This is a genomic window from Flavihumibacter rivuli (assembly GCF_018595685.2).
In the GTDB taxonomy this organism is placed as follows: domain Bacteria; phylum Bacteroidota; class Bacteroidia; order Chitinophagales; family Chitinophagaceae; genus Flavihumibacter; species Flavihumibacter rivuli.
Genome location: NZ_CP092334.1, coordinates 1629409 through 1655583, shown reverse-complemented (window position 1 = coordinate 1655583; position 26175 = coordinate 1629409). Strand labels below are relative to the sequence as shown.

Annotated in this window: 23 protein-coding genes; 15 read left to right on the top strand and 8 right to left on the bottom strand. The window is 46.7% G+C overall.

Annotation, left to right across the window (positions count from 1 at the left end):
• Nucleotides 1-12: 12 nt before the first annotated feature.
• Nucleotides 13-510 (top strand): SixA phosphatase family protein, encoded by a 498-nt coding sequence (locus KJS94_RS07260; RefSeq protein WP_214449412.1) that lies wholly within the window; start codon nucleotides 13-15, stop codon nucleotides 508-510.
• 77 nt (nucleotides 511-587) lie between these two features.
• On the opposite strand, the gene KJS94_RS07255 is transcribed toward KJS94_RS07260, so the two are convergent.
• Both KJS94_RS07255 and KJS94_RS07250 read right to left on the bottom strand, forming a co-directional pair.
• Nucleotides 588-1940: a dihydrolipoamide acetyltransferase family protein gene (locus KJS94_RS07255; RefSeq protein ID WP_214449411.1), complete on the bottom strand. Its 1353-nt coding sequence runs from the start codon at nucleotides 1938-1940 to the stop codon at nucleotides 588-590.
• A gap of 162 nt (nucleotides 1941-2102) precedes the next feature.
• On the bottom strand, nucleotides 2103-3383 hold the full coding sequence (locus KJS94_RS07250) for a competence/damage-inducible protein A (protein ID WP_214449410.1): 1281 nt from the start codon (nucleotides 3381-3383) through the stop codon (nucleotides 2103-2105).
• Between the two features lie 126 nt (nucleotides 3384-3509).
• Here KJS94_RS07250 and KJS94_RS07245 point away from each other — a divergent pair, with 126 nt between their 5' ends.
• A complete protein-coding gene (locus KJS94_RS07245; protein ID WP_214449409.1) occupies nucleotides 3510-3941 on the top strand; it encodes a DUF6526 family protein in 432 nt (143 codons plus the stop codon).
• Nucleotides 3942-3958: 17 nt separating this feature from the next.
• Here KJS94_RS07245 and KJS94_RS07240 read toward each other — a convergent pair whose 3' ends face one another.
• A complete protein-coding gene (locus KJS94_RS07240; protein ID WP_214449408.1) occupies nucleotides 3959-4387 on the bottom strand; it encodes an acyl-CoA thioesterase in 429 nt (142 codons plus the stop codon).
• Nucleotides 4388-4489: 102 nt separating this feature from the next.
• On the bottom strand, nucleotides 4490-4897 hold the full coding sequence (locus KJS94_RS07235) for a DoxX family protein (RefSeq protein WP_239804326.1): 408 nt from the start codon (nucleotides 4895-4897) through the stop codon (nucleotides 4490-4492).
• Between the two features lie 142 nt (nucleotides 4898-5039).
• On the opposite strand from KJS94_RS07235, the gene KJS94_RS07230 reads away from it, so the two are divergent.
• From KJS94_RS07230 to KJS94_RS07215, 4 genes are read left to right on the top strand one after another with little or no spacing between them, the layout of a single operon-like run.
• Nucleotides 5040-8183, top strand: coding sequence for a tetratricopeptide repeat protein (locus KJS94_RS07230; RefSeq protein WP_239804325.1), 3144 nt, complete (start codon nucleotides 5040-5042; stop codon nucleotides 8181-8183).
• A gap of 22 nt (nucleotides 8184-8205) precedes the next feature.
• A complete protein-coding gene (locus KJS94_RS07225; RefSeq protein ID WP_214449407.1) occupies nucleotides 8206-9846 on the top strand; it encodes a porin family protein in 1641 nt (546 codons plus the stop codon).
• A 59-nt stretch (nucleotides 9847-9905) separates the two neighbouring features.
• Nucleotides 9906-10541 carry a hypothetical protein gene (locus KJS94_RS07220; protein WP_214449406.1) on the top strand — a complete coding sequence of 212 codons (636 nt, stop codon included), beginning with the start codon at nucleotides 9906-9908 and terminating at the stop codon, nucleotides 10539-10541.
• 14 nt (nucleotides 10542-10555) lie between these two features.
• Nucleotides 10556-11452: a class I SAM-dependent methyltransferase gene (locus KJS94_RS07215; protein ID WP_214449405.1), complete on the top strand. Its 897-nt coding sequence runs from the start codon at nucleotides 10556-10558 to the stop codon at nucleotides 11450-11452.
• A 13-nt stretch (nucleotides 11453-11465) separates the two neighbouring features.
• Here KJS94_RS07215 and KJS94_RS07210 read toward each other — a convergent pair whose 3' ends face one another.
• The gene (locus tag KJS94_RS07210) at nucleotides 11466-12320 is read right to left on the bottom strand and encodes a glutaminyl-peptide cyclotransferase (protein ID WP_214449404.1); all 855 of its coding nucleotides are present in this window, start codon (nucleotides 12318-12320) and stop codon (nucleotides 11466-11468) included.
• Between the two features lie 332 nt (nucleotides 12321-12652).
• On the opposite strand from KJS94_RS07210, the gene KJS94_RS07205 reads away from it, so the two are divergent.
• Nucleotides 12653-13936 carry a M43 family zinc metalloprotease gene (locus KJS94_RS07205; protein ID WP_214449403.1) on the top strand — a complete coding sequence of 428 codons (1284 nt, stop codon included), beginning with the start codon at nucleotides 12653-12655 and terminating at the stop codon, nucleotides 13934-13936.
• 89 nt (nucleotides 13937-14025) lie between these two features.
• Here the strand turns inward: KJS94_RS07205 and lpdA are convergent, their stop codons facing one another.
• Both lpdA and KJS94_RS07195 read right to left on the bottom strand, forming a co-directional pair.
• Complete coding sequence (gene lpdA, locus KJS94_RS07200; protein ID WP_214449402.1) at nucleotides 14026-15429, bottom strand: dihydrolipoyl dehydrogenase; 1404 nt, start codon at nucleotides 15427-15429, stop codon at nucleotides 14026-14028.
• Nucleotides 15430-15538: 109 nt separating this feature from the next.
• Nucleotides 15539-17212, bottom strand: a complete 1674-nt coding sequence (locus KJS94_RS07195) for a DEAD/DEAH box helicase (RefSeq protein ID WP_214449401.1) — start codon at nucleotides 17210-17212, stop codon at nucleotides 15539-15541.
• A 310-nt stretch (nucleotides 17213-17522) separates the two neighbouring features.
• Between KJS94_RS07195 and bshB1 the strand changes: the two genes are divergently transcribed.
• From bshB1 to KJS94_RS07170, 5 genes are all read left to right on the top strand, one after another.
• On the top strand, nucleotides 17523-18260 hold the full coding sequence (gene bshB1, locus KJS94_RS07190; protein ID WP_214449400.1) for a bacillithiol biosynthesis deacetylase BshB1: 738 nt from the start codon (nucleotides 17523-17525) through the stop codon (nucleotides 18258-18260).
• 141 nt (nucleotides 18261-18401) lie between these two features.
• A complete protein-coding gene (locus KJS94_RS07185) occupies nucleotides 18402-19469 on the top strand; it encodes a fatty acid desaturase family protein (protein WP_214449399.1) in 1068 nt (355 codons plus the stop codon).
• Nucleotides 19470-19630: 161 nt separating this feature from the next.
• Nucleotides 19631-20506 carry a carbon-nitrogen hydrolase gene (locus KJS94_RS07180; protein ID WP_214449398.1) on the top strand — a complete coding sequence of 292 codons (876 nt, stop codon included), beginning with the start codon at nucleotides 19631-19633 and terminating at the stop codon, nucleotides 20504-20506.
• A gap of 53 nt (nucleotides 20507-20559) precedes the next feature.
• On the top strand, nucleotides 20560-21624 hold the full coding sequence (locus tag KJS94_RS07175) for an agmatine deiminase family protein (protein ID WP_239804324.1): 1065 nt from the start codon (nucleotides 20560-20562) through the stop codon (nucleotides 21622-21624).
• Nucleotides 21625-21818: 194 nt separating this feature from the next.
• The gene (locus KJS94_RS07170; protein ID WP_214449397.1) at nucleotides 21819-22337 is read left to right on the top strand and encodes a fasciclin domain-containing protein; all 519 of its coding nucleotides are present in this window, start codon (nucleotides 21819-21821) and stop codon (nucleotides 22335-22337) included.
• 1 nt (nucleotide 22338) lies between these two features.
• On the opposite strand, the gene KJS94_RS07165 is transcribed toward KJS94_RS07170, so the two are convergent.
• On the bottom strand, nucleotides 22339-22926 hold the full coding sequence (locus KJS94_RS07165) for a methyltransferase domain-containing protein (RefSeq protein WP_214449396.1): 588 nt from the start codon (nucleotides 22924-22926) through the stop codon (nucleotides 22339-22341).
• 95 nt (nucleotides 22927-23021) lie between these two features.
• Between KJS94_RS07165 and ric the strand changes: the two genes are divergently transcribed.
• The 3 genes from ric to KJS94_RS07150 all read left to right on the top strand — a co-directional run bounded on the left by ric (nucleotide 23022) and on the right by KJS94_RS07150 (nucleotide 26075).
• Nucleotides 23022-23735, top strand: coding sequence for an iron-sulfur cluster repair di-iron protein (gene ric, locus KJS94_RS07160; protein WP_214449395.1), 714 nt, complete (start codon nucleotides 23022-23024; stop codon nucleotides 23733-23735).
• Between the two features lie 140 nt (nucleotides 23736-23875).
• Nucleotides 23876-25030, top strand: coding sequence for an acyl-CoA dehydrogenase (locus tag KJS94_RS07155; protein ID WP_214449394.1), 1155 nt, complete (start codon nucleotides 23876-23878; stop codon nucleotides 25028-25030).
• A 367-nt stretch (nucleotides 25031-25397) separates the two neighbouring features.
• Nucleotides 25398-26075, top strand: a complete 678-nt coding sequence (locus KJS94_RS07150; RefSeq protein WP_214446624.1) for a YggS family pyridoxal phosphate-dependent enzyme — start codon at nucleotides 25398-25400, stop codon at nucleotides 26073-26075.
• Nucleotides 26076-26175: the final 100 nt, after the last annotated feature.

The window sequence follows — 26175 nt, the reverse complement described above, 5'->3', positions numbered from 1 at the left end:
AAAATTTGTGTTATGCGAAAAGCTGTATTCTTTTTGCTTTCAGGCTTTACCCTTTTATCCTGTACCCAGAAGGTCTTCATTGTGCGTCATGCCGAGAAGCAGGTTCCGGGTGATGGCTCAATGGTGATGAGTAAGACCGATCCTCCCCTGACAGAAGCGGGAAAGGAAAGGGCAGAAGCCCTCAGGGAGAGGTTGAAAGGGGAGAAGGTAAGGACGGGTTACACCACCAATTATATCCGGACCATTAGCACCCTGATGCCAACGGCCAATTATTTTGCATTGGATACTTTTCATTACGCGAAAGTTGATGAAGCTTTCCTGCAGCGCGTAAGGATGTCCAAAGGGAATGTGTTGGTAGTTGGACATAGCAATACAGTGGATGATATAGTGAATGGATTGACAGGGAAGAATGAGGTCCGTGAACTGAGTGATTCAACCTATAACCATTTGTACATTGTTAAGCTGAAGGGGAAAACGGCTAAGTACAAGCTGGAATTTTATGGGAAATAGTTTTCGTAGGAAAATAAGAAAGGCTTCCTCATGGGAAGCCTTTCTTAATGAGAATATATGCTTTGGATCAATGCAGGTTAATACTGCCTGTCGGGGTTGAAGTTTTCCAATTCCCTTGCCACTGCGGTAAGGAAGGTAGCACCCAGGCTACCGTCCACGATCCTGTGGTCGTAACTCATGCTGAGGTACATCATATGCCTGATGGCAATGGAGTCACCTTGAGATGTTTCTATCACTACTGGTCTTTTCTTTATAGCTCCCACAGCAAGGATGGCTACCTGTGGCTGGTTGATAATGGGGGTGCCCATCAGGCTTCCAAAAGTACCTACATTGGTCAGGGTGAAAGTGCCACCCTGGGTATCTTCCGGCTTTAGTTTACCATTACGTGCATTGTCAGCCGTTGCATTTACCTGCTTGGCAAGTCCGACCAGGTTCAACTGGTCAGCGTTTTTGATAACAGGCACGATCAGGTTGCCGCTTGGTAAGGCAGTTGCCATACCGATATTGATATCTTTTTTTACAATGATCTTATCCCCGTCAATGGAGCTGTTGATCAAAGGGTATTTTTTGATACACCTTGCTATTGCTTCAATGAAGAGTGGTGTAAAGGTGATCTTGGTACCTTCCTGCTTCTCAAATGACTTCTTCACTTTCTCGCGCCACAGTACCAAATTGGTGACATCTGCTTCAGTAAAGCTGGTAACGTGCGGGCTGGTATGCTTGCTTTTCACCATGTGGTCAGCGATCAGGCGGCGCATCCGGTCCATCTCAATGATCTCGACATTTCCTGAATAGCTGGTGCTGGCAACTGGGGCAGCTGGGGGAGGAGTGGGTGCTGTTTCCCTAACGGCTACCTGGGTAGCAGGCTGAGCCGGTTGGGGCTGGCTTACAACAGCCGGTTGGGGCGCCGGTTGACCTGATTTTTTACGGGCAACATATTCCAGGATATCCCTCTTGGTGACCCTGCCTTCATTTCCCGTTCCGGGGATAGATTCCAGTTCAGCCATGCTCACTCCTTCATTGGCAGCAATGTTCAAAACCAGTGGGCTATAGAACTTATTGCCGGAGGGGACAAAACTATGGGATTGCTGGGCAGTTGCCTGCGGGGCAGGAATGGGCTGGGGAGCAGGGGCCGGGGCCGCTTCCGGGGTAGGACTTACTGGCGCTGCAGGTGCTGTGGCAGCATCTGCACCAGTGCGGATCCTGGCAATCACTGTCCCGATCGGAACAACATCATTTACGTTGAATAAGATCTCTTCGATCACCCCTTCCGAAGTGCTGGGAACCTCACTATCTACTTTATCTGTAGCAATTTCCAGAACGGTTTCGTCTTGCTTTACAGAATCACCGGGCTTTTTCAGCCACTTGAGGATGGTGGCTTCCATTATACTTTCACCCATTTTTGGCATAACCAGGTCTACTACAGCCATATTGCTAGTCAGATTTTAGGTAAAGAAACAAAAACCAAAAGTATTTAGCTACCGGTTGGTGAAAAAATACAGCAATGGGGTAAAGTTCCCGCGACAATTGCTGGTTCAATTTCGGCAAGCAAATCCAAATGGCGGCCCAAAGGTAAGGAATCGGTATAAATGTTAATGACTGTTAGTTTTTTGATGGGCAACCTGTTCCAAAAAGAACTTCCTGAGAAGGTTCAGCGCATTTATGGCGGTCAGCTCAATGTTCCTGGTCCTGTCGAACCTGAAGTGGAAACATTGGGTCACAATAGAATGGCTGTTACCGACAGCCACCCAAACTGTTCCGACGGGTTTTTCCGGGCTGCCCCCATCCGGACCCATGATGCCTGAAGTGGCAATGGCGTAATCTGTACCTAAATGCTTCAAGGCGCCGACTACCATTTGTTCCACTGTTGATTCACTTACCGCACCTTCCCTGGCCAGGGTTTCTGGTTGTACCCCCAGCACAGCAGTCTTGATCTCATTGGCATAACTCACCACACTTCCCTTGAAATAGGCACTGGAGCCCGGGGTGGAGGTTAACAGGTGGGCAATATAACCCCCAGTACAACTTTCAGCAGTGCCGATGGTCTTTTGGTGCTCTTTTAGCAGCCTTCCCACAACCTGGTGCATGGGTTCATCCCGGTTAGTGACCAAAATATCCTGTAACTGCGACTGCAGCTTGTTGAATTGTTCTTCCATTTCAGCAGTGAGTGCTTGCTCGTCAAACCCTGTAGCACTAAGGCGCAGCCTTACCATTCCATAGTTAGGGAGATAGGCAAGTTTGACATGTCCGGGCAGGTTAGCCTCAAAATCCCTGATGCGTTCGGCCAGGAAGGATTCGCCAAGTCCTGCCGTTAGCAGGGTGCGGTGCAGGATTACCGGTAATTGAAACCTTTCCTTGAGCTTGGGTAGCACTTCATCGGTCATCAGGCCTTTCATTTCATGGGGTACACCGGGAAGGGATACAAGGATCCTGTTGTCCTTTTCAAACCACATCCCAGGGGCTGTTCCGCGAGCATTGTGCAGGACAGTACACACATCAGGAACTTCCGCCTGTCGGGCGTTCCGTTCGATCATAGGCCTTCTGTAAACATTTTCGAAAAGATGCCTGACATGCGCCAGGACCTTTTCATTGGTTACCATTCTCCCACCAAAATACTCACAGAGCAGGGGTTTGGTTATGTCGTCCGCTGTGGGGCCAAGCCCCCCGGTCAGCAATAAAATATCTGCATACCTTGATTCCTGTTCGAGTGCCGACCAAATGGCATTCCATTCATCGCCCACTGCCACGCGCCTGAGTACGGAAACACCTATCTTATTTAATTCCTGTGCCATCCAGGCACTATTGGTATCGATAACCTGTCCAATCAGTAATTCGTCACCTATCGTAATGATGGTCGCATTAATCTTTTGCATAAAAAGAATTCGATAGTCAAATTTAGCGGCATTTCCCTAGCTGGGGGTGATATGTTTGACCAATCCCTTTTTTGGACGGAAGAATCTTGACAATCCTTTTCTATCTTCATAGGAAAACTGACCACTATGGCTGAGCAAAACTACAAGAACCATCGTCGTTATTCCTTTTCGTACCATGTATTGACCTTACTTGCCATCCTGGCCCTTTTAGCCGGGTCAATAGTGAACCTCAGCCATTCGGATGAGGGTAACCGTTATTCTGCCTCCCTTATCCTGTTGGTGGCCATCCTCTTTATCAGCATATTTTTTCATGCAAGGGCCATGGCATTGAAAGCCCAGGACCGGGCTATCAGGGCAGAGGAGAGCCTGCGCTATTTTATCCTCTCGGGGGGAAGGCCACTTGATAGCCGGATAAGGATAAGCCAGGTCATCGCCTTGCGGTTTGCTTCGGACGAAGAATTGGTGGAACTTGCCCGCAGGGCCGCGGAAGAGAACCTGTCAGGTGAGGATATCAAAAAGGCAATCAGGAACTGGAGGGCAGACCTGCACAGGGTATAGCATCTTTTTATTGCTCTTTAAACCTTTTGTTTCTCTTCTTCAAAGTAAGGTTTGAGTTTGTTGAACAGGAATTCGGGCATGGTCGTCCTTTCCCTTGTTGTAGCATCAATAAAGTACAATACCACCCTTCCTATGGTGAGGAGTTTCCCGGATTCATTAAACACTTCCTGGTGGAATTCGATCCGGTGGTCGGCAGGAAGTTCCTTTAGGGTAGTGGTGACCGTAAGGAGGTCATCATAATGCGCCGGACGCAGGTATTTACAATGTAATTCTACAATGGGCATAATGATGCCCATTGTTTCCATGTCCTTGTAGGTCAGACCCAGTTCCCTTATGCTTTCCGCACGGGCCACTTCAAAATACTGGGCATAATTGCCGTGGTAAACCACATTCATCTGATCGGTCTCGGCATAACGGACACGTATAGTTGTCTGGTGTTGATACATTTTTTCTGGTGTTTCCCATTAAAGGAGGTATAAATATCCGCCAATCAGCCCGATAGTACGGGTTGATTTGGTTTATTGAGGGGCCGGATCAGCTATTTTTTTTCATTTACCCATCATGCTGTCAATGCTCGCCTTTCCCGGTCCGCAGAGCAGGATGGACAGGAAGCCTGCCATGAACAAGGCCGCCTTTTCCCCTTCATTGAAATCATGGTTATGCGCAATGAAAAAGGCTACACCCATAGCAATGACCAGGGGAATAGCGGCGAGGCGGGTAAATAGCCCGGCAATGATGAGTATGGAACAAAACACCTCAGCAAAGATCACCAGGAGCAAGGACCAGTTGCTGCCAATGTGGAAGGGGTCACTGAATTTATGTTGCAGGCTGGGATACTTTACCAGTTTCTGGAAACCATGGTCTACCAGCATCAAGCCACCGAAGGTTATCCGCAGGAGGAACATCATCGTATTAAATCCCCAATCGGAATAATCGGTTGACAGCAGTTTTTTCATTTGGACGATTTTTGTCAAAAATAGGATTTGGGTACAAAGAATTGTTAATCCTTTTGATTATCCACAGTTGTTTGGAACGTTATTTGGTGACACAGAAAATAATTAAAATCTTTACTTCGTTCCCTCAATCCGTTGAAAGCAAATGAAAAAAAAGGCAACCAGCAATAAAGTAGATGAAGGATCCCAGTTGACCAGGACAAGACCAGCGGGTTGCCTGCCATTCGTTAACCTTCATACCCATCAATCCTTTTTCATGAAGAAACTAGTTGGTGTAATCGTTTGCAGCTCCTTGTTCCAATTCGCCAATGCCCAGCAAACCCGTTTCCTGAATGATCCCCAGGCTGATTACAAGATGGCCAGGGAGTATTACAACAGGGAAGCTTACAGCCTGGCCTATCCGCTGTTCAAGGAGCTGAACCATAAACTCCGTGATGCGGACAGGACGGAAAATGCCTTGTATTACCAGGAAGTCAGGTATTACACTATTGTTTGCGGGCTCCGACAAAATGAAATTGCTGCAGTGGAGCAGGCTGAGGAGTTCATTGATCTCGATGATAACCAATCGAGGGTTGAGTTAATGAGCTATCATCTTGGGGAATATTATTTCAGGCAGAAGGATTATTACAAGGCCTTGACCTTTTATGAGAAAACAACGGTAGAGCACCTTTCCAATAAGGAAGTAGAGAGCCTGAAGTTCCACCAGGGTTATTGTTATTTTAACCTGCAGCGCTTTGCTGAAGCCAAGCCTTTGTTTGATGCAGTTAGGCAAGTTCCCCAGAGTGGATTTTATAGCGACGCCAACTATTATTACGGTTTCATATCCTTCCAGGAGAAAAGGTATAAGGATGCCTTGAATGCATTTGAGATAGCGGAGAAATCGCCGGAGTACGAAAAGGTTGTTCCCTACTATATCGCCACTATTTATTACCTCACAGGTGAAAAGGAAAAGGCCCTGAATTATGCTACTGAACGATTGAAGAAGGGTGGAGGTTACTATGATCTCGAAATGCGGAAACTGGTAGGCCATGGCCTGTTTGAGAAGGGTGAGTATGCGAAAGCCCTGCCTTATCTCCAGGCGCATGCGGCAAAAGCTGCTACGCTATCAAGGTATGAAGTGTATGAACTTGCCTATTCACAATACCAGACGGGAAAGTACACCGAATCCATAACTGGCTTCAAGCAGCTGAGCGGAACAGAGGATTCCCTTTCGCAGAATGCCATGTACCTTTTGGGGGATGCCTATTTAAAGACCAACCAGAAAGGGAATGCCAGGAATGCCTTCCTGTTTTGTGCGCTGAACAGCAGCAATCCGGTACAGCAGGAAATTTCCAGGTTCAACTACGCTAAACTGTCCTATGAGTTAGGGTACCAGGATGTAGCATTGACAGAATTCCAGCAGTTCCTCCAGAAATATCCCAATTCATCCTATGCCCTCGAGGCGAGGGAATTACTGGTGGGTGCCATGACCAATACCAGCAATTTCAAGGATGCACTGGCATTACTGGAAAGTATCAAGAACCCATCAGAGCAGGCCAGGCGTTTTTACCCTACCATCCTTTATGGGAGGGCTACGGAAATGATTAATGATGGTATGCTGGTAGGCGCCAATGACCTGCTGGATAAGGCGCTGAAGGCTCCATATAATGAAAAGGTTCTGCCCTATGTCCAGTTTTGGAAGGGGGAGATCGCTTTCAGGCTGGCTAAGACAGATGAGGCCATCCAGTATTTTAGTGAATACCTCAAGTCAGGGGCAGTTAATGGTGAAGTGAGTCCTGCCAATGCCCGTTACAACCTAGGGTATTGTTTCCTGAAAAAGGACAATTATCGCCAGGCCCTGCAATACTTCGACCAGGTGGCCCGGTCGGCAAAGGTGGGGATGCCTGTATTTGAGCAGGATGCCTATTTGCGCGGTGGTGATTGCTATTACATGTTGAAAGAATATGCTAAAGCGAGTTCAGTATACGATCAGGTGATCCAGTACGGCTGGTCCAATAGCGATTATGCCAGTTATCAAAAAGCATTGATCGCGGGTATCAGGAGTGGCAAGGAGAAGATAAAGCAATTGCAACAGCTGCAGCGACAGTATCCACAGTCCTCCCTTATCGCGGATGCCAATATGGAAATAGCCAATACCTACCTGGCAGATGAAGATTTTAAATCGGCATTACCCTACCTGGGGAATGTCCTGAAGGATAAGCAATCGGAAGCGTTAAAGCCGGAGGCATATTTAAAGGCTGGTATTGCTTACTATAACCTGGATAATAATGTGGAAGCATTGAAGCAATACAATGCGATACTGGAGACCTATCCCAATTCCCCGGAAGCAGAAGAGGCATTGGAGAATGCAAGGGCGATCTACATTGAGGAAGGCCGCAGCAGTGAGTATGTAAATTATGCTAGGAAAATGGGGAAGGATATCTCTGTGAACCAGCAGGACTCCCTGGCTTACGCTGAAGCCGAAGTTCAGTTGAGCAATGGGAATTTCACTGCCGCACTCCAGCGTTTCGATGCTTACTTGAAAAGGTTCCCTGAGGGTAAGTATGTGATAGAGGCCAATTATTACCAGGGAGAGATATTTCTCAGCAGGAAGGATTGGCTCGCCGCAGAGAAGAGTTATTCAGCAGTTGCAGACCTGGTGCCTAACCGGTTTGGGGAGAAAAGCCTGTTGCAAACTGCAAGGCTGAATTTCTTCGACATTAAGAATTATGAAAAGGCATCTGTTTACTATGGTAAGTTGAAAGAATATGCATCCACGGAGGAAAATAAGTTGGAAGCCATGCGTGGACTGCTTAGAAGTCAATACCAGCTTGCCATGTGGGAAGCCGCAGCAGCAAATGCAAAGGACCTTTTGCAAATGAAAGGGGCAAGTAATGACGATAAGGTGCTTTCCAGTATGGTGTTGGGACGCTCGGCCCAGTTTGCCCGAAATTATGAGATGGCCATTTCCTATTATAAATCTGTAGTGGGCCTGAATAAAGGCGCTTATGCAGCGGAAGCCAGGTATGAAATCGCTAATTGCCAGGTTGGGCAGAACAGGTTGAAGGATGCGGAAAAGAGCGCTTTTGAGGTGATCAATAAAAGTGGTTCCTATGAAATGTGGGTGACAAAGGCCTATATTTTACTGGGAGATATTTACCTGAAACAAAAGGATTATTTCAACGCCAAGGCAACTTTCCAGAGTGTGTTGGAAAACGCTGGAATCCCTGAGCTGAAGGAAGAGGCACAGCGGAAGTTGAACCAGGTAGTTGAGGAAGAGCGTCGCCAAAGCAAAGTTGAAGGTAATTAAGCCAAATTAAAAGTTGAATGCAATGAAAGTACTCAAACATATTCCCTTCCCGGTCTTACTATTGGTTTCTTCATTTGCCTTTTCGCAGGATACCAGTAAGCGAAAGACCATTGAAATTACATCCACATTCAAGCCGGTTTTGCGGGAACCGGTAAAGCTGAATTTTTCAGCCGTGCCACCACAGGCCGATTCTTCGAAGCCAAACCTGGCATATGCCATCCCACAGCAGAATGTAACAGTCCCTTTCCAGCCCGGATCACTGAGCCCGGTTGCATTCACTACTGATTCCATCCTGGGCTGGCGAAATGACCAGTACCTTAAGATCGGGGTGGGTAATGTGCATCTTCCCTATGTAAAAGGGGGGATTAGTTTGGGGGAAGGAACCAAGTCTTTTTTCAGTATTTCAGGAGAATATTACTCTTCCAAAGGGAGACTGGATTACCAGAAGAACAACCTGGCCGACCTTCAACTTCGCGGGACCTTTAAGTTGGATGAGATCCATGAGCTGACCGGCAGGGTAGGATTCAAGGGAGAGGATTACTTTCTCTATGGTTACAGGCCCGATACGCTGGAATTTACTAAAACCCAGATCAAGCAACGGTTCCAGACAGCAGATGCCACAATAGATTTCAGGAGTACCAAACCGAATGAATATGGGATTTCCTATTCCCCAAGGTTGACCATTGCGGCTTTCAGTGGGAAGAATGATGATCGAAAGGCAACAGAGAATAACCTCGTATTCGAGTTGCCGGTCAAGAAAACCTTCGGTAAAAGTTTTGGTATAGATATCGATTTTACGGCTGACCTTACCCGCTATAATCCTACCGGAAAGGAATCGATCAAGAATAACCTGGTATATGTTGAGCCAGCCCTGTTCCTGAAAACGCCCAACCTCTTTGTTCATACTGCTATCATTCCTTCCTGGGACAATAAGGTTTTTGCCCTGTTGCCCAATATCCTTGCGGAGTTAACGACCAATGACCAAAGGTTTACTGTGCAGGCAGGATGGATAGGTTATTATAATAAGGGAAGTTACCAGCGATTTGCCTCTATTAACCCCTGGTTGGCGGAGCCAGAACGTTTACTGAATACCAGGGTTCAGGAGATGTATGCGGGCTTCAAAGGTTCATTGGCCAATCATTTTACCTATAGCGCAAAAGCCTCTTATGGGCAGGAGTGGAATGTGAACCTTTTTGTAAATGATACGGTGGATGGTAAGACCTTTAATACGGTTTACTCGCCTAAAATGGAGATCCTGAAACTCCATGGTGAAATTGGTTATACATTGGGGGAAGACCTGAGTTTTTCGGGTGGAGTCACTTACAGGAATTTCTCCAAGATAGATGGACAGACCAGGGCCTGGGGATTATTGCCCTTGGAGGTGAATGCTTCGTTGCGTTGGAAGGTGTTAAAGGACCTTTATTTCAAGTCTGACCTATGGGCATGGGATGGTGCTGCCTACCAAACCAAGCAAGGTGAGGCAAGGAAGGGCGAAACCGGGTTCGACCTGAATGCGGGTTTGGAATTCAGGGTCACAAAAGGCTTGAATCTCTGGTTACAAATGAATAATCTTTTTAATAACAGGTACGAGCGCTGGAACCAATATGAAGTTTATGGGTTCAACCTGCTTGGTGGGGTGGTATTCAATTTCAACCAAAAATAGATGCTTTTTTGAGTTAAGGCCAAAATTCGGTTCTTTTGTGGTTGGCCAAGCCAAATGCTATGATAGACGTATTAACAAGTTACCTTTTTCAGCATAAGAGTATCAGTATTCCTGGTATGGGGACCCTACACCTCGAACGTACCCCGGCCAGGACCGATTTTGTGAACAAGCAGGTATTGGCCCCAGTATTCAGCCTCAGGTTTGATAAGTATTTTGATGCCCCGGACAAGGAATTCTTCAGTTACCTGGCCGGCAAGCAGAAGATCGCTGATTTTGAAGCGATCAAGGTATACAACGAGTTTGCTTATGACCTGAGGGGAAAGATCAGGGCTGCAGATGAGGCAGAATGGCCCGGCCTGGGTTTTTTCAGGAAGGATGCCAATGGGGAGATCTATTTTGAAACAAAAAGCAACCTGATACCAGCCTTTGCACCTGTTGCTGCTGACAGGGTGATCAGGCCTGATAGTGATCACCAGATCAGGGTAGGGGATGAAGAAGTTTCTTCCATTGAAATGACGGACCGTTTGGCCGGGGTTACCGTTGAAAGGGAGTCATGGTGGATATATGCCGCCATTATTGCGGCGATCGCCCTTGGATTAATTGTCTACCAGGGTTTCAGGAAGGGTTTCACACTACATGACCTGGCCAATGATAAGGCCCTTCCTTTGTATTCCATGCCTGCCAACCACCGTTAAGTTTTCGATTACTCATGTCTGTTATACATTACCTAGTGTGCCCGGTTTGCGGGAGTGACAAGATCAGGCCAGTCCTGGAAGTGAAGGATCAAACCGTCAGCGGTCAGCTGTTTGCGATCTGGGAGTGCGAAAGTTGTACCCTCAGGTTTACCCAGGATATCCCCGATGCAAAGAGCATTGGCCCTTACTATAAGTCAGATGCTTATGTTTCCCATACCGATACCCGCCAGGGGTTGGTCAACCAACTCTACCATAGGGTCAGGATGATCACCCTTAAGCAAAAACGTGACCTGTTGATCCGTGAATCGGGCTTGAATACCGGGACCTTATTGGATATAGGGGCTGGTACAGGGGCTTTCCTTGCTACAATGAAAGGCGCAGGCTGGAGGGTGACAGGTTTGGAACCGGACAAGGATGCCAGGGCAATAGCCAGGAGCAAGTTTGGCCTGGAACTTCATTCCCCTGAATTATTGGCTGAACTGCCTGTGGCTTCCTTTGACGTGATCACGCTCTGGCATGTTTTAGAGCATGTTCATGACCTGAAGGAATATGTAGACCGGATAAGGACCCTACTTAAGGATAATGGCAGGTTGATCATAGCAGTTCCCAACTACACATCGAAGGATGCGGAAATTTACCAGGAGCATTGGGCTGCGTATGATGTGCCCAGGCATTTATACCATTTTTCCCCTGCTTCAATGAAGCGGTTATTGAATAACAGCCACCTTCAATTGATGAAGGTATTGCCGATGTGGTTCGATAGTTTTTACATTAGCCTGCTTAGCGAAGGGTATAAAACAGGCAAGCAGAAGCTGCTGAATGCTTTCATGAATGGCTTGGTATCAAATAAAAAAGCGCTTTCCTCTAAAGAAAGCGCCAGTTCCTTGGTCTATATCATTCGAAAAGGATGATCCAGGCTGCCGATCATTGAAAGGTAACCTCAAATAGACTGGGCCATAATTTACCGGTAATATAGATCTTGCCTGATGCAGCATCATAGGCGATACCATTCAACACAGCTTCCCCATTATGATACTTTGCCAGTGAGAAGTCGTCCTTTCCATATTTCTCCAATAAGCCTGTAAGGTCTGCCTTACCGATGACATGGCCATTTGACGGGTCAATTTTGATGATCTCGCTGGTCTGCCATCTGTTCGCATATATATAGCCGTTAATATACTCCAGTTCATTCAGGTTGTTCACCGGGCCATTATTGTCAACCACGCTGAGTATCTTTTTGTTGGAGAAATCGTTGGGGTCCAGGAAATAAAGATTGCTGCTCCCATCGCTCAGGATGAGTTGGCTGCTGTCGTTGGTCAACCCCCAACCTTCTGTTTTAACGGAAAACTCCTGAAGGCGTTTCAGGGTCTTCGCATCATAAACAAATGCCTTGTGGTTCTGCCAGGTGAGCTGGTACAATTTACCATTCAGGATGGTAATGCCTTCGCCGAAAAGGGTAGGACCCAGGTCTGCCTTTTGACGTACAGTACCCGATTTGAGGTCTACCTTTCCTACCCATGACTTGTAATGGGAGATATCCCTGGAACCGCCGGTCCCTTCATACAATTGTCCCTCATGAACCAATAAGCCCTGGGTAAATGAGGTGGTATCGTGGGGGTAGACATTCAGGACATTCACCTGTATGGTGTTGGGAGGAGGGATCATATTTACCGGGACTCCCTGGTTTTCTTGCGTAACAGATTGCTGGTCAGTGGTATTGCAGGAAATAATACTGCCCGCTGCCAATAACAGGAATGTAATAGAAAATTGTCGGCGCATAATTTGTCAATACGCAAATGTAGCGAAGCCGAATCCTTCAGGCTATAGATTTAATAATTTTTTTGCAGCAATGCTTTGAAATTCAATTAAAAGTTATTTGTTTTACAGGACTGTTCGGAATGATGCTGCATCTTTCTTCTTTTGCAGCCATCCTCCAGAAAAGGATAAGTACCCAATTCCTTCCTTCATTTAGAAACCATTCCGTACTCCAATATTCCCCCGAATTTCCTTCATTAATTTCCTTGTCTTTGCTCTAAGGCGAAAAATCCGCCCCATGAAACACTTATAGTTGATCCACACTATGAATGACCGTCCACAAAAAGAGACTTTTTATGAGACGGATCATTACAGTTTTATTGTACCTGCTTTGGCCATTCCTTACAGATGCCCAGAAGGCATGTTCATATACTGAATACGATAATTACCTGCAAACAACCCATCCAGGGTTAACAGAGCGCTATGCTTCATTAGCACAAACCTTGTTGAACAGGCAACAGGCCTCGACCACACCTTCTTCAAATCTTTTTGGAGTAGCTGCACCGGTTGACGCTGCGGTACCTGACCAAATTGTAATCCCGGTGGTCATACATATCATTACGCCTAATGGTGGCAAAGTGGTTACCGACGACCAGGTGAGGGCTCAGCTTGAAGCCCTGAACCGGGACTTTAACGCCCGAAATAGCGACCTGGCCAATGTTCCTGCCCATTTTGCCAGCCTGGTTGCCAATCCTGGCTTCAGGTTTGAATTGGCAAAGTTTGACCCTAAAGGCAAAGCAACAACAGGGATCATCAGGAAGCAGACCAGTATCCAGAATTTTGTAATGGATGACAGGGTGAAGTTCAGTGCAAGGGGAGGCGATGATGCATGGGATAGTGACCAGTACCTGAACATTTGGGTTTGTACCCTGCTGAATAGTATCCAGGGATATTCCAGTAAACCGGGTGCCCCAAAGGAAGTGGATGGTGTAGTACTTAACCAATCTGTATTTGGGCAATTGGATACTTTGAACAGATACTATATGGGCAGGATCGCTGTTCATGAAATTGGCCACTGGCTTGGACTAAAGCATATCTGGGGAGATGGCTATTGCGGGGATGATGGTATTGGTGATACCCCGCCGCAGAAAACTTACAACAAGGGTTGTCCCTCAGGGGAAATATTTAGTTGTGGTGCTTCTGCCCATGGTGATATGTACATGAACTTTATGGATATGACCGATGATGTCTGTATGTACATGTTTACACTTGGCCAAAGGGCGGCCATGCGTAGCCTCTTTGAAAAGGGTGGAGTTCGGCATTCGATTTTGGCGGGTTCGGGGCTGAGTGGTAAGGGGCAACAGGATAATGTTGACAATCCCTATCCAGAGATACCAGCGGTAAGGACACTGAGTTTGTTCCCTGTTCCGTCACAAGGTCAACTGACCATTTCCATTACGGATGGCAGTTTTTTACCGGGTAGGAAAGCGCAGGTGTATAATAGTCTTGGCCAGGTATCCCTTTCCTTCCTGCTCAACAATCCACAGCAACAAGTAAATATTTCATCTTTGAGGGCCGGGGTTTATTATATCCAGGTGGAAGGAGGAGCTTATAAAGCCGCCCGGTTTATAAAAATGTAGTAAGGAAAGGCATTGGGTGATGATAAGGGCAACTAAAGCAAAAAAGGTGTGCATTTGCACACCTTTTTAATTTATTGGAGTATCCTTTGTTAGAGGTGGATGGCTTCGCCATATGCCACTTCAATCGCATCCTTGATGCTTTCGCTGATAGTGGGGTGGGGGTGAATGCTGTTAAGCACCTCGTGGTAAGTTGTTTCCAGTTTACGGGCAACCACTGTTTCGGCGATCATTTCAGTTACGTTATAGCCGATCATGTGGGTACCCAGCCATTCGCCGTACTTGGCATCGAAGATCACTTTTACAAAGCCTTCAGTAGCACCTGCAGCAGAAGCCTTACCTGATGCACTCAGGGGGAACTTACCCACCTTGATCTCATAGCCTGCTTCCTTTGCGGCTTTTTCAGTAAAGCCAACAGAAGCGATCTCAGGAGTGCAATAGGTACAACCCGGAACATTACCGTAATCCAGGGCTTCAGGCTGGTGATGGTATTTCTTTTCGTTGTAACCAATTGCTTCTATGCAAATGATCCCTTCCTTGGAAGCTACGTGGGCCAGTGCCTGACCGGGAACACAGTCTCCGATGGCATAAACGCCCGGAACATTGGTCTGGTAGAACTTGTCTACCATGATCCTGCCCTTATCGGTCTTGATACCGAGTTCTTCAAGGCCAATGCCTTCGATATTGGCGGTAACACCCACAGCGCTCAACAGGATATCTGCTTCCAGGGTAACTTCCCCATTGGCAGTCTTTACCTTGGCCTTAACACCAGCACCTGATGTGTCTACGCTCTCAACAGATGCATTGGTCATGATCTCTATTCCCTGCTTCTTGTATTGCTTTTCCAGTTCTTTAGATACATCTTCATCTTCAACAGGAACGATACGTGGCATGAATTCTACGATGGTTACCTTGGTACCCATGCTATTGTAGAAATAAGCGAATTCAACACCGATGGCACCACTACCTACAACGATCATGCTCTTGGGTTGCTGGGGCAGGACCATTGCCTCGCGGTACCCGATCACTTTTTTGCCATCCTGCTTCAGGTTGGGCAACTCACGGCTACGGCCACCTGTTGCAACGATGATATGCTTGGCTTCTACGATCTCTTTGCTGCCATCAGCCTTGGAAACTTCAACCTGGCCCTTGGCCTTCAATTTACCAAAGCCCATGATCACATCGATCTTGTTCTTTTTCATCAGGAACTGAACGCCCTTGCTCATTTTGTCAGCTACGCCACGGCTGCGTTTAACCACTGCTTCAAAATTATGGGTACCGGTTGCTTCGATACCATAATCCTTGGCGTGCTTAATGTAATCCATAACCTGTGCACTCTTCAACAGCGCTTTGGTAGGAATACAACCCCAGTTCAGACAAACACCACCCAGGCTTTCTTTTTCAACAACAGCTGTTTTGAAACCCAGCTGGGATGCACGGATAGCTGCCACATATCCACCGGGACCGCTACCAATGACGAGAACATCGTATGCCATATTTGAATTTTTAATTGTTTGGTTTAAAACTGACTTGCGAAGCTACTTTACCATAGGGAAATGGCCAAAAATGGGCGAGGGCCTTCAACAACCGGGGGGTTGATTTCAATTAACCTCTCTGGCTGGCCTCGTTCATCCTGATCTTCCTTCCTTTATAGGTCTTTCCATCCAGTGCCTTGATCATCCTGTTGGCCTGTGATTTGTCAATTTCTATCCAACTGTTCATTTCCTTCATGTCTATCCTTCCCAATACTTCCTTTCTCAGTTCACTCATGTCCAAAATGTATTGGAGGAAACTTGCCTTATAGAAACCGTCCTTGGTACCGAGGTTAACGAATAGCTTGGTGAAGCCATTACCTCCGGTGAACTCACGGCCCTGTGTATCCCGCTTACGACCATGGTCACGGCTGGAGCCCTGGTCGCGCGCACCTGCCAGTCGGTTGCTTCGCTTATCTTCCCTGACATTCAGGTCTTCTGCGTTCTCATAGTATTTAAGGAAACGGTCGAACTCAAGTGCGGCCACCCTTGTAAGGATCTCTTCCTTGCTCATGTCTGCAAACTTTTCCTGCAGCATGGGGATATAGGTTTCATAATCTCCATGACTGATATCTGCCTGTACCAGTTTGTCAATGAAGAAAAAGAATTGCTTTCGACAAACATCCTTTCCCGTAGGAATTTCAAGTTTGTGGAAATTGGCCTGTACCATTCTTTCTATAGACTTGATCTTGTATACCTCCCTGGCATGTACAATACTCATGCAAACCCCTGTTTTTCCGGCACGACCGGTACGGCCACTGCGGTGGGTATATACTTCAATGTCATCAGGAAGTTCATAATTGATCACGTGGGTGATACCTGTTACGTCAATTCCCCTGGCAGCCACATCAGTTGCTATCAGCAGTTGAAGGCTCTTATCGCGGAACTGGCCCATCACCTTATCGCGCTGTCCCTGGGTGAGGTCGCCATGAAGGGCATCAATATCATATCCTTCACGTGTCAGTTTTTCCGCGATCTCCTGGGCTTCCATCTTGGTCCTGGTAAAGATGATACCATACATACCCGGATTGAAATCGATCAGGCGCTTCAGGGCTTCATAACGGTGCTGGGCAGTTGTAACGTAATATTGGTGGTCAATATTCTTATTGGCAGTATTGACCTTGCCAACCTGCACTTCTGCAGGGTCTTTCATATACTTCTTGCTAACCTTCCTGATCTCTGGCGGCATGGTAGCGCTAAACAACCAGGTGCTTTCACGGTTAGGGGTGTTCTTCAGGATGAATTCAATGTCATCCTGGAAACCCATGTTCAGCATTTCATCTGCTTCGTCAAGCACAACGTATTCGATCTTTTCGAGGTTGATGGCCTTGCGCTCGATGAGGTCGATCAGTCGGCCAGGTGTAGCCACTACGATCTGGACACCTTTCTTGAGATCCCTTATCTGCATACCGATGGAAGAACCGCCATATACTGCCAAAACCTGAACTCCTGCTAAATGTTGCTTGAACAGGCTCATCTCATTCACGATCTGCATGCAAAGTTCCCTGGTGGGGCATACGATCAATGCCTGGGGATATTTGTTGGAAGGTGTGATTAATTGTAACAGGGGTAAGCCGAATGCGGCTGTTTTACCTGTGCCGGTCTGTGCCAGGCCAATGAAATCCTTTGTGCCACTCAATAAAACCGGAATGGCTTTTTCCTGAATCGCGGTGGGAGAAGTAAATCCTAATGATGTCGTCGCTTTTACCAGTCTCTCGTCAAGTCCCAGCGCTTCAAATGTACTCATATTCAAAAATTTGCGCAAAGGTACGGAATTAAGGGCAGAGGGCGGGGAAGAGAGTTTTTGCCCTGGTAAGGCAGGTTTAAACCCTTGTAATGAATGGATTAGCTTGGTCCGGAAGGGACCGATAGGCTAAATAGCAATGGAAACCTACAAGGAAAGGTATTGGGCATGCTGTGGGCCGTTAACGACCAATGTGGAGTAGTTGACAGCAGGTTTACAGTCAGGTAATCCGTTTGGTCAATTGATCCACTACCAATGGCAGTCCAGCTCTATGGCTAAACATTATCATTTAAAAAGGATATTTTTGCTGCTTATGAAACTAGACATACTTGCCATTGGTGTGCATCCTGATGATGTTGAACTAGGATGCTCCGGTACCATTATCAATGAGATCAGGGCTGGTAAGAAGGTAGGGGTGCTGGATCTCACCCAGGGAGAGTTAGGGACAAGGGGAACCATTGAGACCCGTTACAGGGAAGCAGCAATGGCTGCGGAGATCATGGGCATACATATGAGGGAGAACCTGAAAATGCGGGATGGTTTTTTTGTAAATGATGAAGCCCATCAACTGCAGTTGATCAGTACCCTTCGCAAATACAAGCCAGAAATTGTGCTGGCCAATGCATTGGATGACCGTCACCCGGACCATGGCAGGGCGGGCAAACTGATTGCGGATGCCTGTTTCCTGGCAGGTTTGCGAAAGGTAGAAACATTTGACCATGAAGGTCAATTGCAGGAAAGGTGGCGTCCGAAGTATGTACTCCATTATATCCAGGACAGGCTGCAGGAGCCGGATATCCTGGTTGATATCAGCGATGTCTTTGAGCAGCGGATGAAGGCCATTGAAGCCTATTCCACCCAATTCTTCAATCCCGATATGATTGATGATGAACCACAAACCTATATTTCCACGCCTAATTTCAGGGAGAGTGTGGTGGCCAGGGCCAGGATGCTGGGCAAAAGGATAGGAGTAAGGTATGCAGAAGGGTTCACTACCCAAAAGTCACTGGGTATCAGGAACCTCGACGCTTTGATACAGGTTGAGACCTGATAAAAGATTTTAATTTCAGGTGGCAAAAGTTTAAACATTATATGGTTATTTTGCGGTGAAATGGGAATTTAACCAAATTGTTTAAAGCCCAGGGGTTAACTTCGCGGCACATTGTTTCATTTTTCTCATTCAGGATCATTCATGGTAACACCCAAATTCACCACTTCTGCCAACTCATTTCATGCAGAACTCAAGAAAAGAATCAACAATTATTTCGAAGAAGTAGGAAAGTCAACCACTGGTAATTACGACCTTTTCATCAAAGCCGTGATCCTGATGGTTGCCTTCGTGTTTGTTTACACCCATCTGGTCTTCTTCACGCCAGCTCCCGTTTGGGGCATACTCGAATCCGTGTTACTGGGAGGACTGGTAGCAGCAATTGGTTTCAATGTGATGCATGACGGAGCGCACGGCAGCTTCAGCAAATACAAATGGGTCAACCAACTGGCCGCATTTTCCCTGAACATCCTTGGCGGTAATAGCTTTATGTGGAACATGAAGCATAATGTGATCCACCATGCCTATACCAATGTTGACGGCCTCGATGATGATATTGACATCCAGCCATGGATGCGCATGAGCAGTACCCAGAAGAAGTACCGATTGCATAAATACCAGCATCTCTATTTCTGGTTGTTGTACTCATTACTGTACCTGTTTTGGATCTTCATGCTTGATTACCAGAAATACTTCAAGGGAAAGATCGGTGCTATGCCACTTAAGAATATGAGTATCGGCGACCACCTGGTATTCTGGGGGTTCAAGGTATTGCATCTTTTCCTGTTCGTGGGACTTCCCATTTATATGGTGGGCTTTAAGTATTGGGCGATCAGCTTTTTCATCTTCACCTGTGTTGCAGGATTTGTATTGAGCATGGTATTCCAGCTTGCCCATACGGTAGAACACACAGCGTTCCCCCTTCCGGATGAAAAGACCAATAAACTGGAAGATGAGTGGGCAGTGCACCAATTGAAGACAACCGCCAATTTCGCGACCAATAACAAGGTGGTGAGCTGGCTGGTAGGTGGATTGAATTTCCAGGTAGAGCACCATCTGTTCCCCAAGATTTCGCATGTGCACTACCCGGCCATCAGCAGGATCATCAAACAGGCATGCCAGGAATATGGTATCCCTTATATCGAATATCCCAAGACCCGTTATGCGGTGGCCTCCCATGTGGCATTCTTAAAGCAGATGGGTAGGAGCTAATGGAAAATGCGGACGGAGCTCCGTGAATAAATTAAATAATTGCTGTAAACAAATAAGTAAAAAACAGTCCGACCTGGACTGTTTTTTTATTGGAATACGATGATTTAAAAGGATTCTAATGCCCCGGAGGACTTATTTTTGTTTTCTATAACATAAAGGGAATGTCAAAGGTAAAAGTAGGCTTGGTACAGATGAGTTGTACAGCCAATAAGGAAGATAACTTAAAGAAGGCCATTGCCAGGACAAGGGAAGCGGCCGAAAAGGGAGCAAATATTGTGTGTTTACAGGAGTTGTTCACCTCATTGTATTTCTGTGATGTGGAAGACTATGAGAATTTCAAATTGGCAGAGCCTATACCAGGTCCATCTACTGAAGAATTGGGTGCATTGGCAAAGGAGTTGGGAGTAGTGATTATCGCCTCCTTATTTGAGAAAAGGACCCAGGGTATTTATCATAATACAACGGCGGTATTGGATGCCGATGGAACTTACCTGGGAAAGTACCGGAAGATGCATATCCCCGATGATCCGGCCTATTATGAGAAATTTTACTTTACCCCTGGCGACCTGGGTTACAAAGTCTTTAAGACAAGGTTCGCCACCTTTGGTGTTTTGATCTGTTGGGACCAGTGGTATCCTGAAGCCGCCCGCATTACCTCACTTATGGGAGCAGAGATTTTATTCTACCCAACTGCAATTGGCTGGGCTACTTCCCAGGATGAGGCTACCAATACAGAACAATATAGTGCCTGGCAAACGATCCAGAGAAGTCATGCTGTAGCCAATGGGGTACACGTTGTGAGTGTAAATCGTGTAGGTTTTGAACAGGATGGTGCCATGAAGTTTTGGGGTGGTTCATTTGTTTCTAATCCTTTTGGAACCATTCTTTACCAGGCTAGTCATGAGGCCGAGGAGGTACATGTTGAGGAGTTAGACCTCGCTAAAACTGATCGTTACCGTACCCATTGGCCATTCCTTCGTGACAGGCGTATAGATTCCTACCAGCCCATCACAAAGCGCTACATAGATGGAGAATAAGTGCTGCAATGCATAGCAACTGTATATTATAAACCAAAACCCGATTTCCCTCTGTGTCAAAAGAAACAAAGATAAGGCAAGGTTATCCTGCTGATAGGGGATACTATTTTCCTGCTGAGTTTGCCCCGCATACGGCGACATGGTTAAGTTGGCCGCACAAGCAAGCCTCATGGCCGGGAAAGATCCATACCATTTATCCTTATTATTCCCAGTTTGTAAAGGCCTTGGCTGCTTCCGAGAAGGTTTGCATCAATGTGAATGATGAAGCAATGAAGGATTTTGCGAAAAGCCATTTGTTGAATGCAGGCGTGGATATGGGCCAGGTAAGTTTCTTTTTCCATCCGACAAATGATGCATGGTGCCGCGATCACGGACCTGCATTTTTGATTAACCCTGCTGCTGAAGAAAAGAAAGTAGTGGTTGATTGGAATTACAATGCCTGGGGAGGGAAGTATCCGCCTTATGATCTTGATGATATCATACCCACACGCATAGCCGAACATTATGGCTTGCCAGTATATTATCCCGGAATCATTATGGAGGGAGGGTCGGTGGATTTTAATGGGGAAGGTACCTTGATTACATCCACGGCATGCCTGCTTAACCCTAACAGGAATCCACATTTGACCCGGCCTGAAATAGAGTCATATCTCTGTAATTATTATGGGGTCAAACAAGTCTTGTGGGTAGAGGAAGGTATTGTTGGAGATGATACCGATGGCCATATCGATGATACCGTAAGGTTTGTGAATGGCGATACCGTATTGGCGGTAGTGGAGGATGACAGTAATGACGAGAATTACGACCTGTTGCAACATAACCTTAAACAGTTGAAGGGAATGAGGTTGTTGAATGGTAAGCAACTCAACATTGTGGAATTACCCATGCCGGGATTGGTTGAATATGATGGACAAAGGCTGCCAGCTTCCTATGCCAACTTCTATATTGCCAATAAATCGGTGATCGTTCCAACCTTCCGTTCTGCCAATGATGAGAGGGCACTTGAAATTATCCAGCAATGCTTTCCCGGGAGGGAGGTGATAGGTATTGACTCCACGGAAATCATTTGGGGATTAGGCAGTTTTCATTGCCTGAGCCAACAGGAGCCAGCCGTTTGAGAAACTAAGGTTATTCAGTTATAAAATGATACCATTCTGCTATTGAATGGTATTTTCTTTATATGGCCCTTTGGGTATGGGTTTTGGCCCGCTGTTTGAATACGATAAGTATCTCCCCTTTGCACTGAACCTGTATAGCCCCAGCTTAAGCCGTAAGTAAAGGCTTTATTCTTTAACATTAAAATTTCATGACCATGAAAAGAATGATGTCTATTATGGCAGTGGCATTAACATGCTTGTTTTTCTGTGCTAAGGTTTCTGCTCAAACCGCTGACCTGGTGGATGTGGCGGCAGGATCAAAGGACCACAGTACACTGGTAAGTGCGGTCAAGGCTGCAGGGCTGGTAAATGACCTGAAAGCTGCAGGTCCATTCACAGTATTTGCACCAACCAATGAGGCATTCAATAAGCTTCCTGCCGGTGTGGTGGAATCCCTGCTTCAGCCGGAAAACAAGGAAGTGTTGGCAAAGGTCCTCAAGAACCATGTTGTTGCCGGTAAGTTGGATGCTGCTGCCGTTACCGATGCCATAAAGCAGGGCAACGGTAAAGCTGTTTTCAATACCCTTAGCGGAGGTAAATTGACTGCTGTATTGGAGGGGGGAAGAGTGAAGTTGACAGATGAAGGCGGACGGTCATCATATATTGTAACACCTGATATCCCGGCTTCCAATGGAATGGTTCATGTTGTAGATGCAGTGGTAATGCCTAAGTAAACTAAACTGGTTTAAAAAGGATCATGAAAACTTCAGATCCTTGTCGCGGAGTAATGGAGTTGTAACACGGCTCCATTACTTTTATGGTAAACATCTTGGAGAAGAGTTTCTTGTATTCTTCCTGGCTGCCACCGAATGGTGGACCGCCAATAAATTCCCTGTTGAATAGAACGCCGGCAAGTTTACCGCCCGGCTTAAGGATGTTGAACATTTTATTAGCGTAGTCTGCCCTCTTTTCGGGGTCAAGTGCGCAAAAGAAGGTTTGTTCCAGCACGAGGTCATATAGTCCATCGAGTTCAAAAAAATCACCGGTTATAATGGTGAGTTCTTTTCCTGAATACGGTTCAAGCCTTCTCTTCAATGCATCAGTCAGTGATGGTGCTATGTCAACAACAGTAACATTCGTAAAACCTTTTTGCAAGAGGTATTCCACTTCGTATCCATTTCCGCAACCCGGCACCAGGATGCTGATGGACTTGTCTGGCAACTGATCGACAAAATGGGTTAAGGCGGGTGCAGCATACCCAATATCCCAACTAGTCTTGTGGTTGAGGTATCGATCATTCCAGTAAGCAGCATCGAGTTGCATGGTGTCGGTTTTCGAGATTGGTAAAAATAATCAAGGATATGATGCAGCGCATAAAATGCTAATGGTGCCGGCTGAAATTTTGTGAAAAATAATTTATGGAAGCATTAGACAACCTGCAGTTGGGCAGGATCGTTACGGATCATCCTTCCACCGCAAGGGTGTTGGAGAAATATGGCCTCGATTATTGTTGCAATGGGAAACGCAGCCTTGCTGATGCTTGCAGGCAGAAAGGTATAGCTGCGGCCGATGTAAGTGAAGAATTGCAGGAGGCAATAGAACTACCAGGTGGGGAGCAGGTGGATTTTGATACCTGGTCAGCAGAAAAGCTTATCACTTATGTGTTGCTCAAGCATCATTTTTATGTGAAGCAGGAGATACCTTCCATTAGTTTCCATTTGTCAAAAGTTGCGGACAAGCATGGGGACAAGTTCCCGTATATGCTAGAAGTGCAGCAACTGTGGCGGCAATTGGCTGAAGAATTACTGTCGCATTTGAAAAAGGAAGAGGATATCCTATTCCCGGCGATCATTGCATTGGAGAAGGGAGTGGGCGTTGACCAAGGTAGAGCAGGGCTAAGGGATGTCCGGAACCCGATGGTACAATTGGAGCATGAACATGACCAGGCTGGTGTTCTTATGGCAAGGATCCGGGAGTTGACCAATCAATACACCCCCCATCCCCTGGCCTGTACTACCCATCGGCTTACCCTGCAGGAATTGGCAGCTTTTGAATTGGACCTACACCAGCATATTCACTTGGAGAATAATATAATTTTTCCTAAAGCGTTGGAATTGAATAAAATAAAATAGAAGTCAGGCTGCGTACGGATTCCTTTACGGTTACAGTTGAAACAGTTGGCAGTCGAACTAAAAAGTTGAAAAAATATTACTAACGATTGTTAGTTGGTAAATCTTTTCTTCTAAATTTGCCCACTTTAAAGCGAGTCCGTATGCATTTTCAATTGAGCGAGGAACACCTGATGATCCAGAAAGCTGCCCGTGATTTTGCCCAGCAGGAATGTTTGCCGGGTGTGATCGAACGGGATGAAAAGCAGCAGTACCCTCGTGAACAGGTCATGAAACTGGCTGACCTTGGTTTTATGGGCATGATGGTTGATCCAAAGTATGGTGGATCGGGAATGGATACCATCAGCTATGTGTTGGCAATGGAGGAGATCAGTAAGATCGATGCCAGCGTGAGTGTGAGCATGAGTGTGAACAATAGCCTGGTTTGCTGGGGGCTTGAAGCTTATGGAACCGAAGAGCAAAAGCAAAAATACCTTACCCCCCTGGCCCAGGGGAAAAAGGATGGTGAATTGTATATTGGAGCCTTCCTGCTTAGTGAGCCGGAGGCGGGAAGCGATGCTACTTCACAACGTACTACTGCTGAAGATAAAGGCGACTATTACCTATTGAATGGTATCAAGAACTGGATCACCAATGGTTCTTCGGCTTCTGTCTACCTGGTGATTGCCCAGACTGATATAGCCAAGGGGTCCCATGGAATCAATGCATTCATTGTGGAGAAGAATTGGCCGGGCGTGACAGTGGGCGCGAAGGAAAACAAGATGGGCATCCGCGGAAGTGATACCCATAGCATTTCCTTCAATGATGTGAAAGTTCCCAAGGAGAATAGGATAGGGGAGGACGGTTTTGGATTCAAGTTTGCCATGAAGACGCTTGCCGGTGGCCGTATTGGTATTGCCGCCCAGGCTTTGGGAATTGCGAGCGGCGCATTTGAACTGGCGCTGAATTATTCCAAACAGCGTAAGGCTTTTGGCAAGGAGATCATGCATCATCAGGCTATCCAGTTCAAACTGGCCGATATGGCTACAAAAGTAGAGGCTGCCAGGCTCTTATGCCTGAAGGCTGCATGGGAAAAAGATAATAACCTGGATTATACCCTAAGTGGATCCATGGCAAAGGTATACGCTTCAGAAGCTGCCATGTGGATTTCAACTGAAGCCGTACAGGTTCATGGCGGATATGGTTTTGTGAAGGAATTCCACGTAGAGCGTTTAATGCGAGATGCCAAGATCACCCAGATCTACGAGGGAACCTCAGAAGTCCAGCGTATTGTTATCAGTCGCTCGATCTTGAAATAAGTTGGCTGTTTTCGTTTGCTTGCTATACGCCCCGGGATTGGTTGCCCGGGGCTTTTTGTTTCGGGACGGGTCGGGCGCAGTCCGACCCGTCTCCGACCCGTCTCCGACCCGTCTCCGACCCGTCTCCGACCCGTCTCCGACCCGTCTCCGACCCGTCTCCGACCCGTCTCCGACCCGTCTCCGACCCGTCTCCGACCCGTCTCCGACCCGTCTCCGACCCGTCTCCGACCCGTCTCCGACCCGTTTCCGACCTGACTCCGACCTGACTCCGACCCGTTTCCGACCTGACTCCGACCTGACTCCGACCCGTCAGGGAAAAGAAGAATCCGTGGTTATCAACGATATTTGCGCATTACAAATCTGATCTATGGCAATCAATGAAGCTAAATACCAGGAAATCAAGGATGAATTAAGGGAGGGGATTTGCCTTGTCGCAGTTTCCAAAACCAAACCGGCTGATGATATCATGGCTTTATATGAACTGGGACAAAGGGATTTCGGGGAGAATTATGTTCAGGAACTGGTTGACAAGCAATCGCAACTTCCCGGGGATATCCACTGGCATTTCATTGGCCACCTCCAGTCCAATAAGGTCAAATACATAGCTCCTTTCGTGCACCTGGTACACGGGGTGGATAGTCCGAAATTATTGGCTGAGATCAATAAACAAGCTATTAAGAACGGCAGGGTGATCGATGTACTGTTGCAAATCCATATTGCCACTGAAGAAACTAAGTTCGGCATGGATGAATACGAGCTGATGGCATTGATCGATGATATCGTTCAAGCTCCTGATAAATATGCAGGGGTCCGGATAAGGGGATTGATGGGGATGGCTTCCTTTAGCGATAATTTAGAACAAGTAAGGAATGAGTTCAGGCTGCTAAAGCGGTTGTATGATGCAGTTAGGTCAAGGGCCTTAAATACGGCGCAGATCCAGCCTGATACCTTGTCTATGGGCATGAGTGGGGATTACAGGATCGCCATCGATGAGGGCAGCAATATGGTCAGGATAGGAAGCCTTTTGTTTGGCGCCCGCGGATAGTCCTTTATTTTTCCTTTTATTATCGGAATTGCGGGTGTTAACATGAAAGTTCGGCCCGGCCATCCAGACCCGGCATGTCCCCGCTTTTGTACACTGCTTA

Excerpts from the sequence above, each read along its gene's own strand:
- KJS94_RS07155 (WP_214449394.1), top strand. The coding sequence starts at position 23,876 with ATGCATTTTCAATTGAGCGAGGAACACCTGATGATCCAGAAAGCTGCC.
- bshB1 (WP_214449400.1), top strand. The coding sequence starts at position 17,523 with ATGAAACTAGACATACTTGCCATTGGTGTGCATCCTGATGATGTTGAA.
- KJS94_RS07165 (WP_214449396.1), bottom strand. The coding sequence starts at position 22,926 with ATGCAACTCGATGCTGCTTACTGGAATGATCGATACCTCAACCACAAG.
- KJS94_RS07255 (WP_214449411.1), bottom strand. The coding sequence starts at position 1,940 with ATGGCTGTAGTAGACCTGGTTATGCCAAAAATGGGTGAAAGTATAATG.
- KJS94_RS07205 (WP_214449403.1), top strand. The coding sequence starts at position 12,653 with ATGAGACGGATCATTACAGTTTTATTGTACCTGCTTTGGCCATTCCTT.
- ric (WP_214449395.1), top strand. The coding sequence starts at position 23,022 with ATGGAAGCATTAGACAACCTGCAGTTGGGCAGGATCGTTACGGATCAT.
- KJS94_RS07240 (WP_214449408.1), bottom strand. The coding sequence starts at position 4,387 with ATGTATCAACACCAGACAACTATACGTGTCCGTTATGCCGAGACCGAT.
- KJS94_RS07260 (WP_214449412.1), top strand. The coding sequence starts at position 13 with ATGCGAAAAGCTGTATTCTTTTTGCTTTCAGGCTTTACCCTTTTATCC.
- KJS94_RS07195 (WP_214449401.1), bottom strand. The coding sequence starts at position 17,212 with ATGAGTACATTTGAAGCGCTGGGACTTGACGAGAGACTGGTAAAAGCG.
- KJS94_RS07180 (WP_214449398.1), top strand. The coding sequence starts at position 19,631 with ATGTCAAAGGTAAAAGTAGGCTTGGTACAGATGAGTTGTACAGCCAAT.
- KJS94_RS07220 (WP_214449406.1), top strand. The coding sequence starts at position 9,906 with ATGATAGACGTATTAACAAGTTACCTTTTTCAGCATAAGAGTATCAGT.
- KJS94_RS07225 (WP_214449407.1), top strand. The coding sequence starts at position 8,206 with ATGAAAGTACTCAAACATATTCCCTTCCCGGTCTTACTATTGGTTTCT.
- KJS94_RS07230 (WP_239804325.1), top strand. The coding sequence starts at position 5,040 with ATGAAAAAAAAGGCAACCAGCAATAAAGTAGATGAAGGATCCCAGTTG.
- KJS94_RS07170 (WP_214449397.1), top strand. The coding sequence starts at position 21,819 with ATGAAAAGAATGATGTCTATTATGGCAGTGGCATTAACATGCTTGTTT.
- lpdA (WP_214449402.1), bottom strand. The coding sequence starts at position 15,429 with ATGGCATACGATGTTCTCGTCATTGGTAGCGGTCCCGGTGGATATGTG.
- KJS94_RS07245 (WP_214449409.1), top strand. The coding sequence starts at position 3,510 with ATGGCTGAGCAAAACTACAAGAACCATCGTCGTTATTCCTTTTCGTAC.
- KJS94_RS07235 (WP_239804326.1), bottom strand. The coding sequence starts at position 4,897 with ATGAAAAAACTGCTGTCAACCGATTATTCCGATTGGGGATTTAATACG.
- KJS94_RS07210 (WP_214449404.1), bottom strand. The coding sequence starts at position 12,320 with ATGCGCCGACAATTTTCTATTACATTCCTGTTATTGGCAGCGGGCAGT.
- KJS94_RS07215 (WP_214449405.1), top strand. The coding sequence starts at position 10,556 with ATGTCTGTTATACATTACCTAGTGTGCCCGGTTTGCGGGAGTGACAAG.
- KJS94_RS07250 (WP_214449410.1), bottom strand. The coding sequence starts at position 3,383 with ATGCAAAAGATTAATGCGACCATCATTACGATAGGTGACGAATTACTG.
- KJS94_RS07185 (WP_214449399.1), top strand. The coding sequence starts at position 18,402 with ATGGTAACACCCAAATTCACCACTTCTGCCAACTCATTTCATGCAGAA.
- KJS94_RS07150 (WP_214446624.1), top strand. The coding sequence starts at position 25,398 with ATGGCAATCAATGAAGCTAAATACCAGGAAATCAAGGATGAATTAAGG.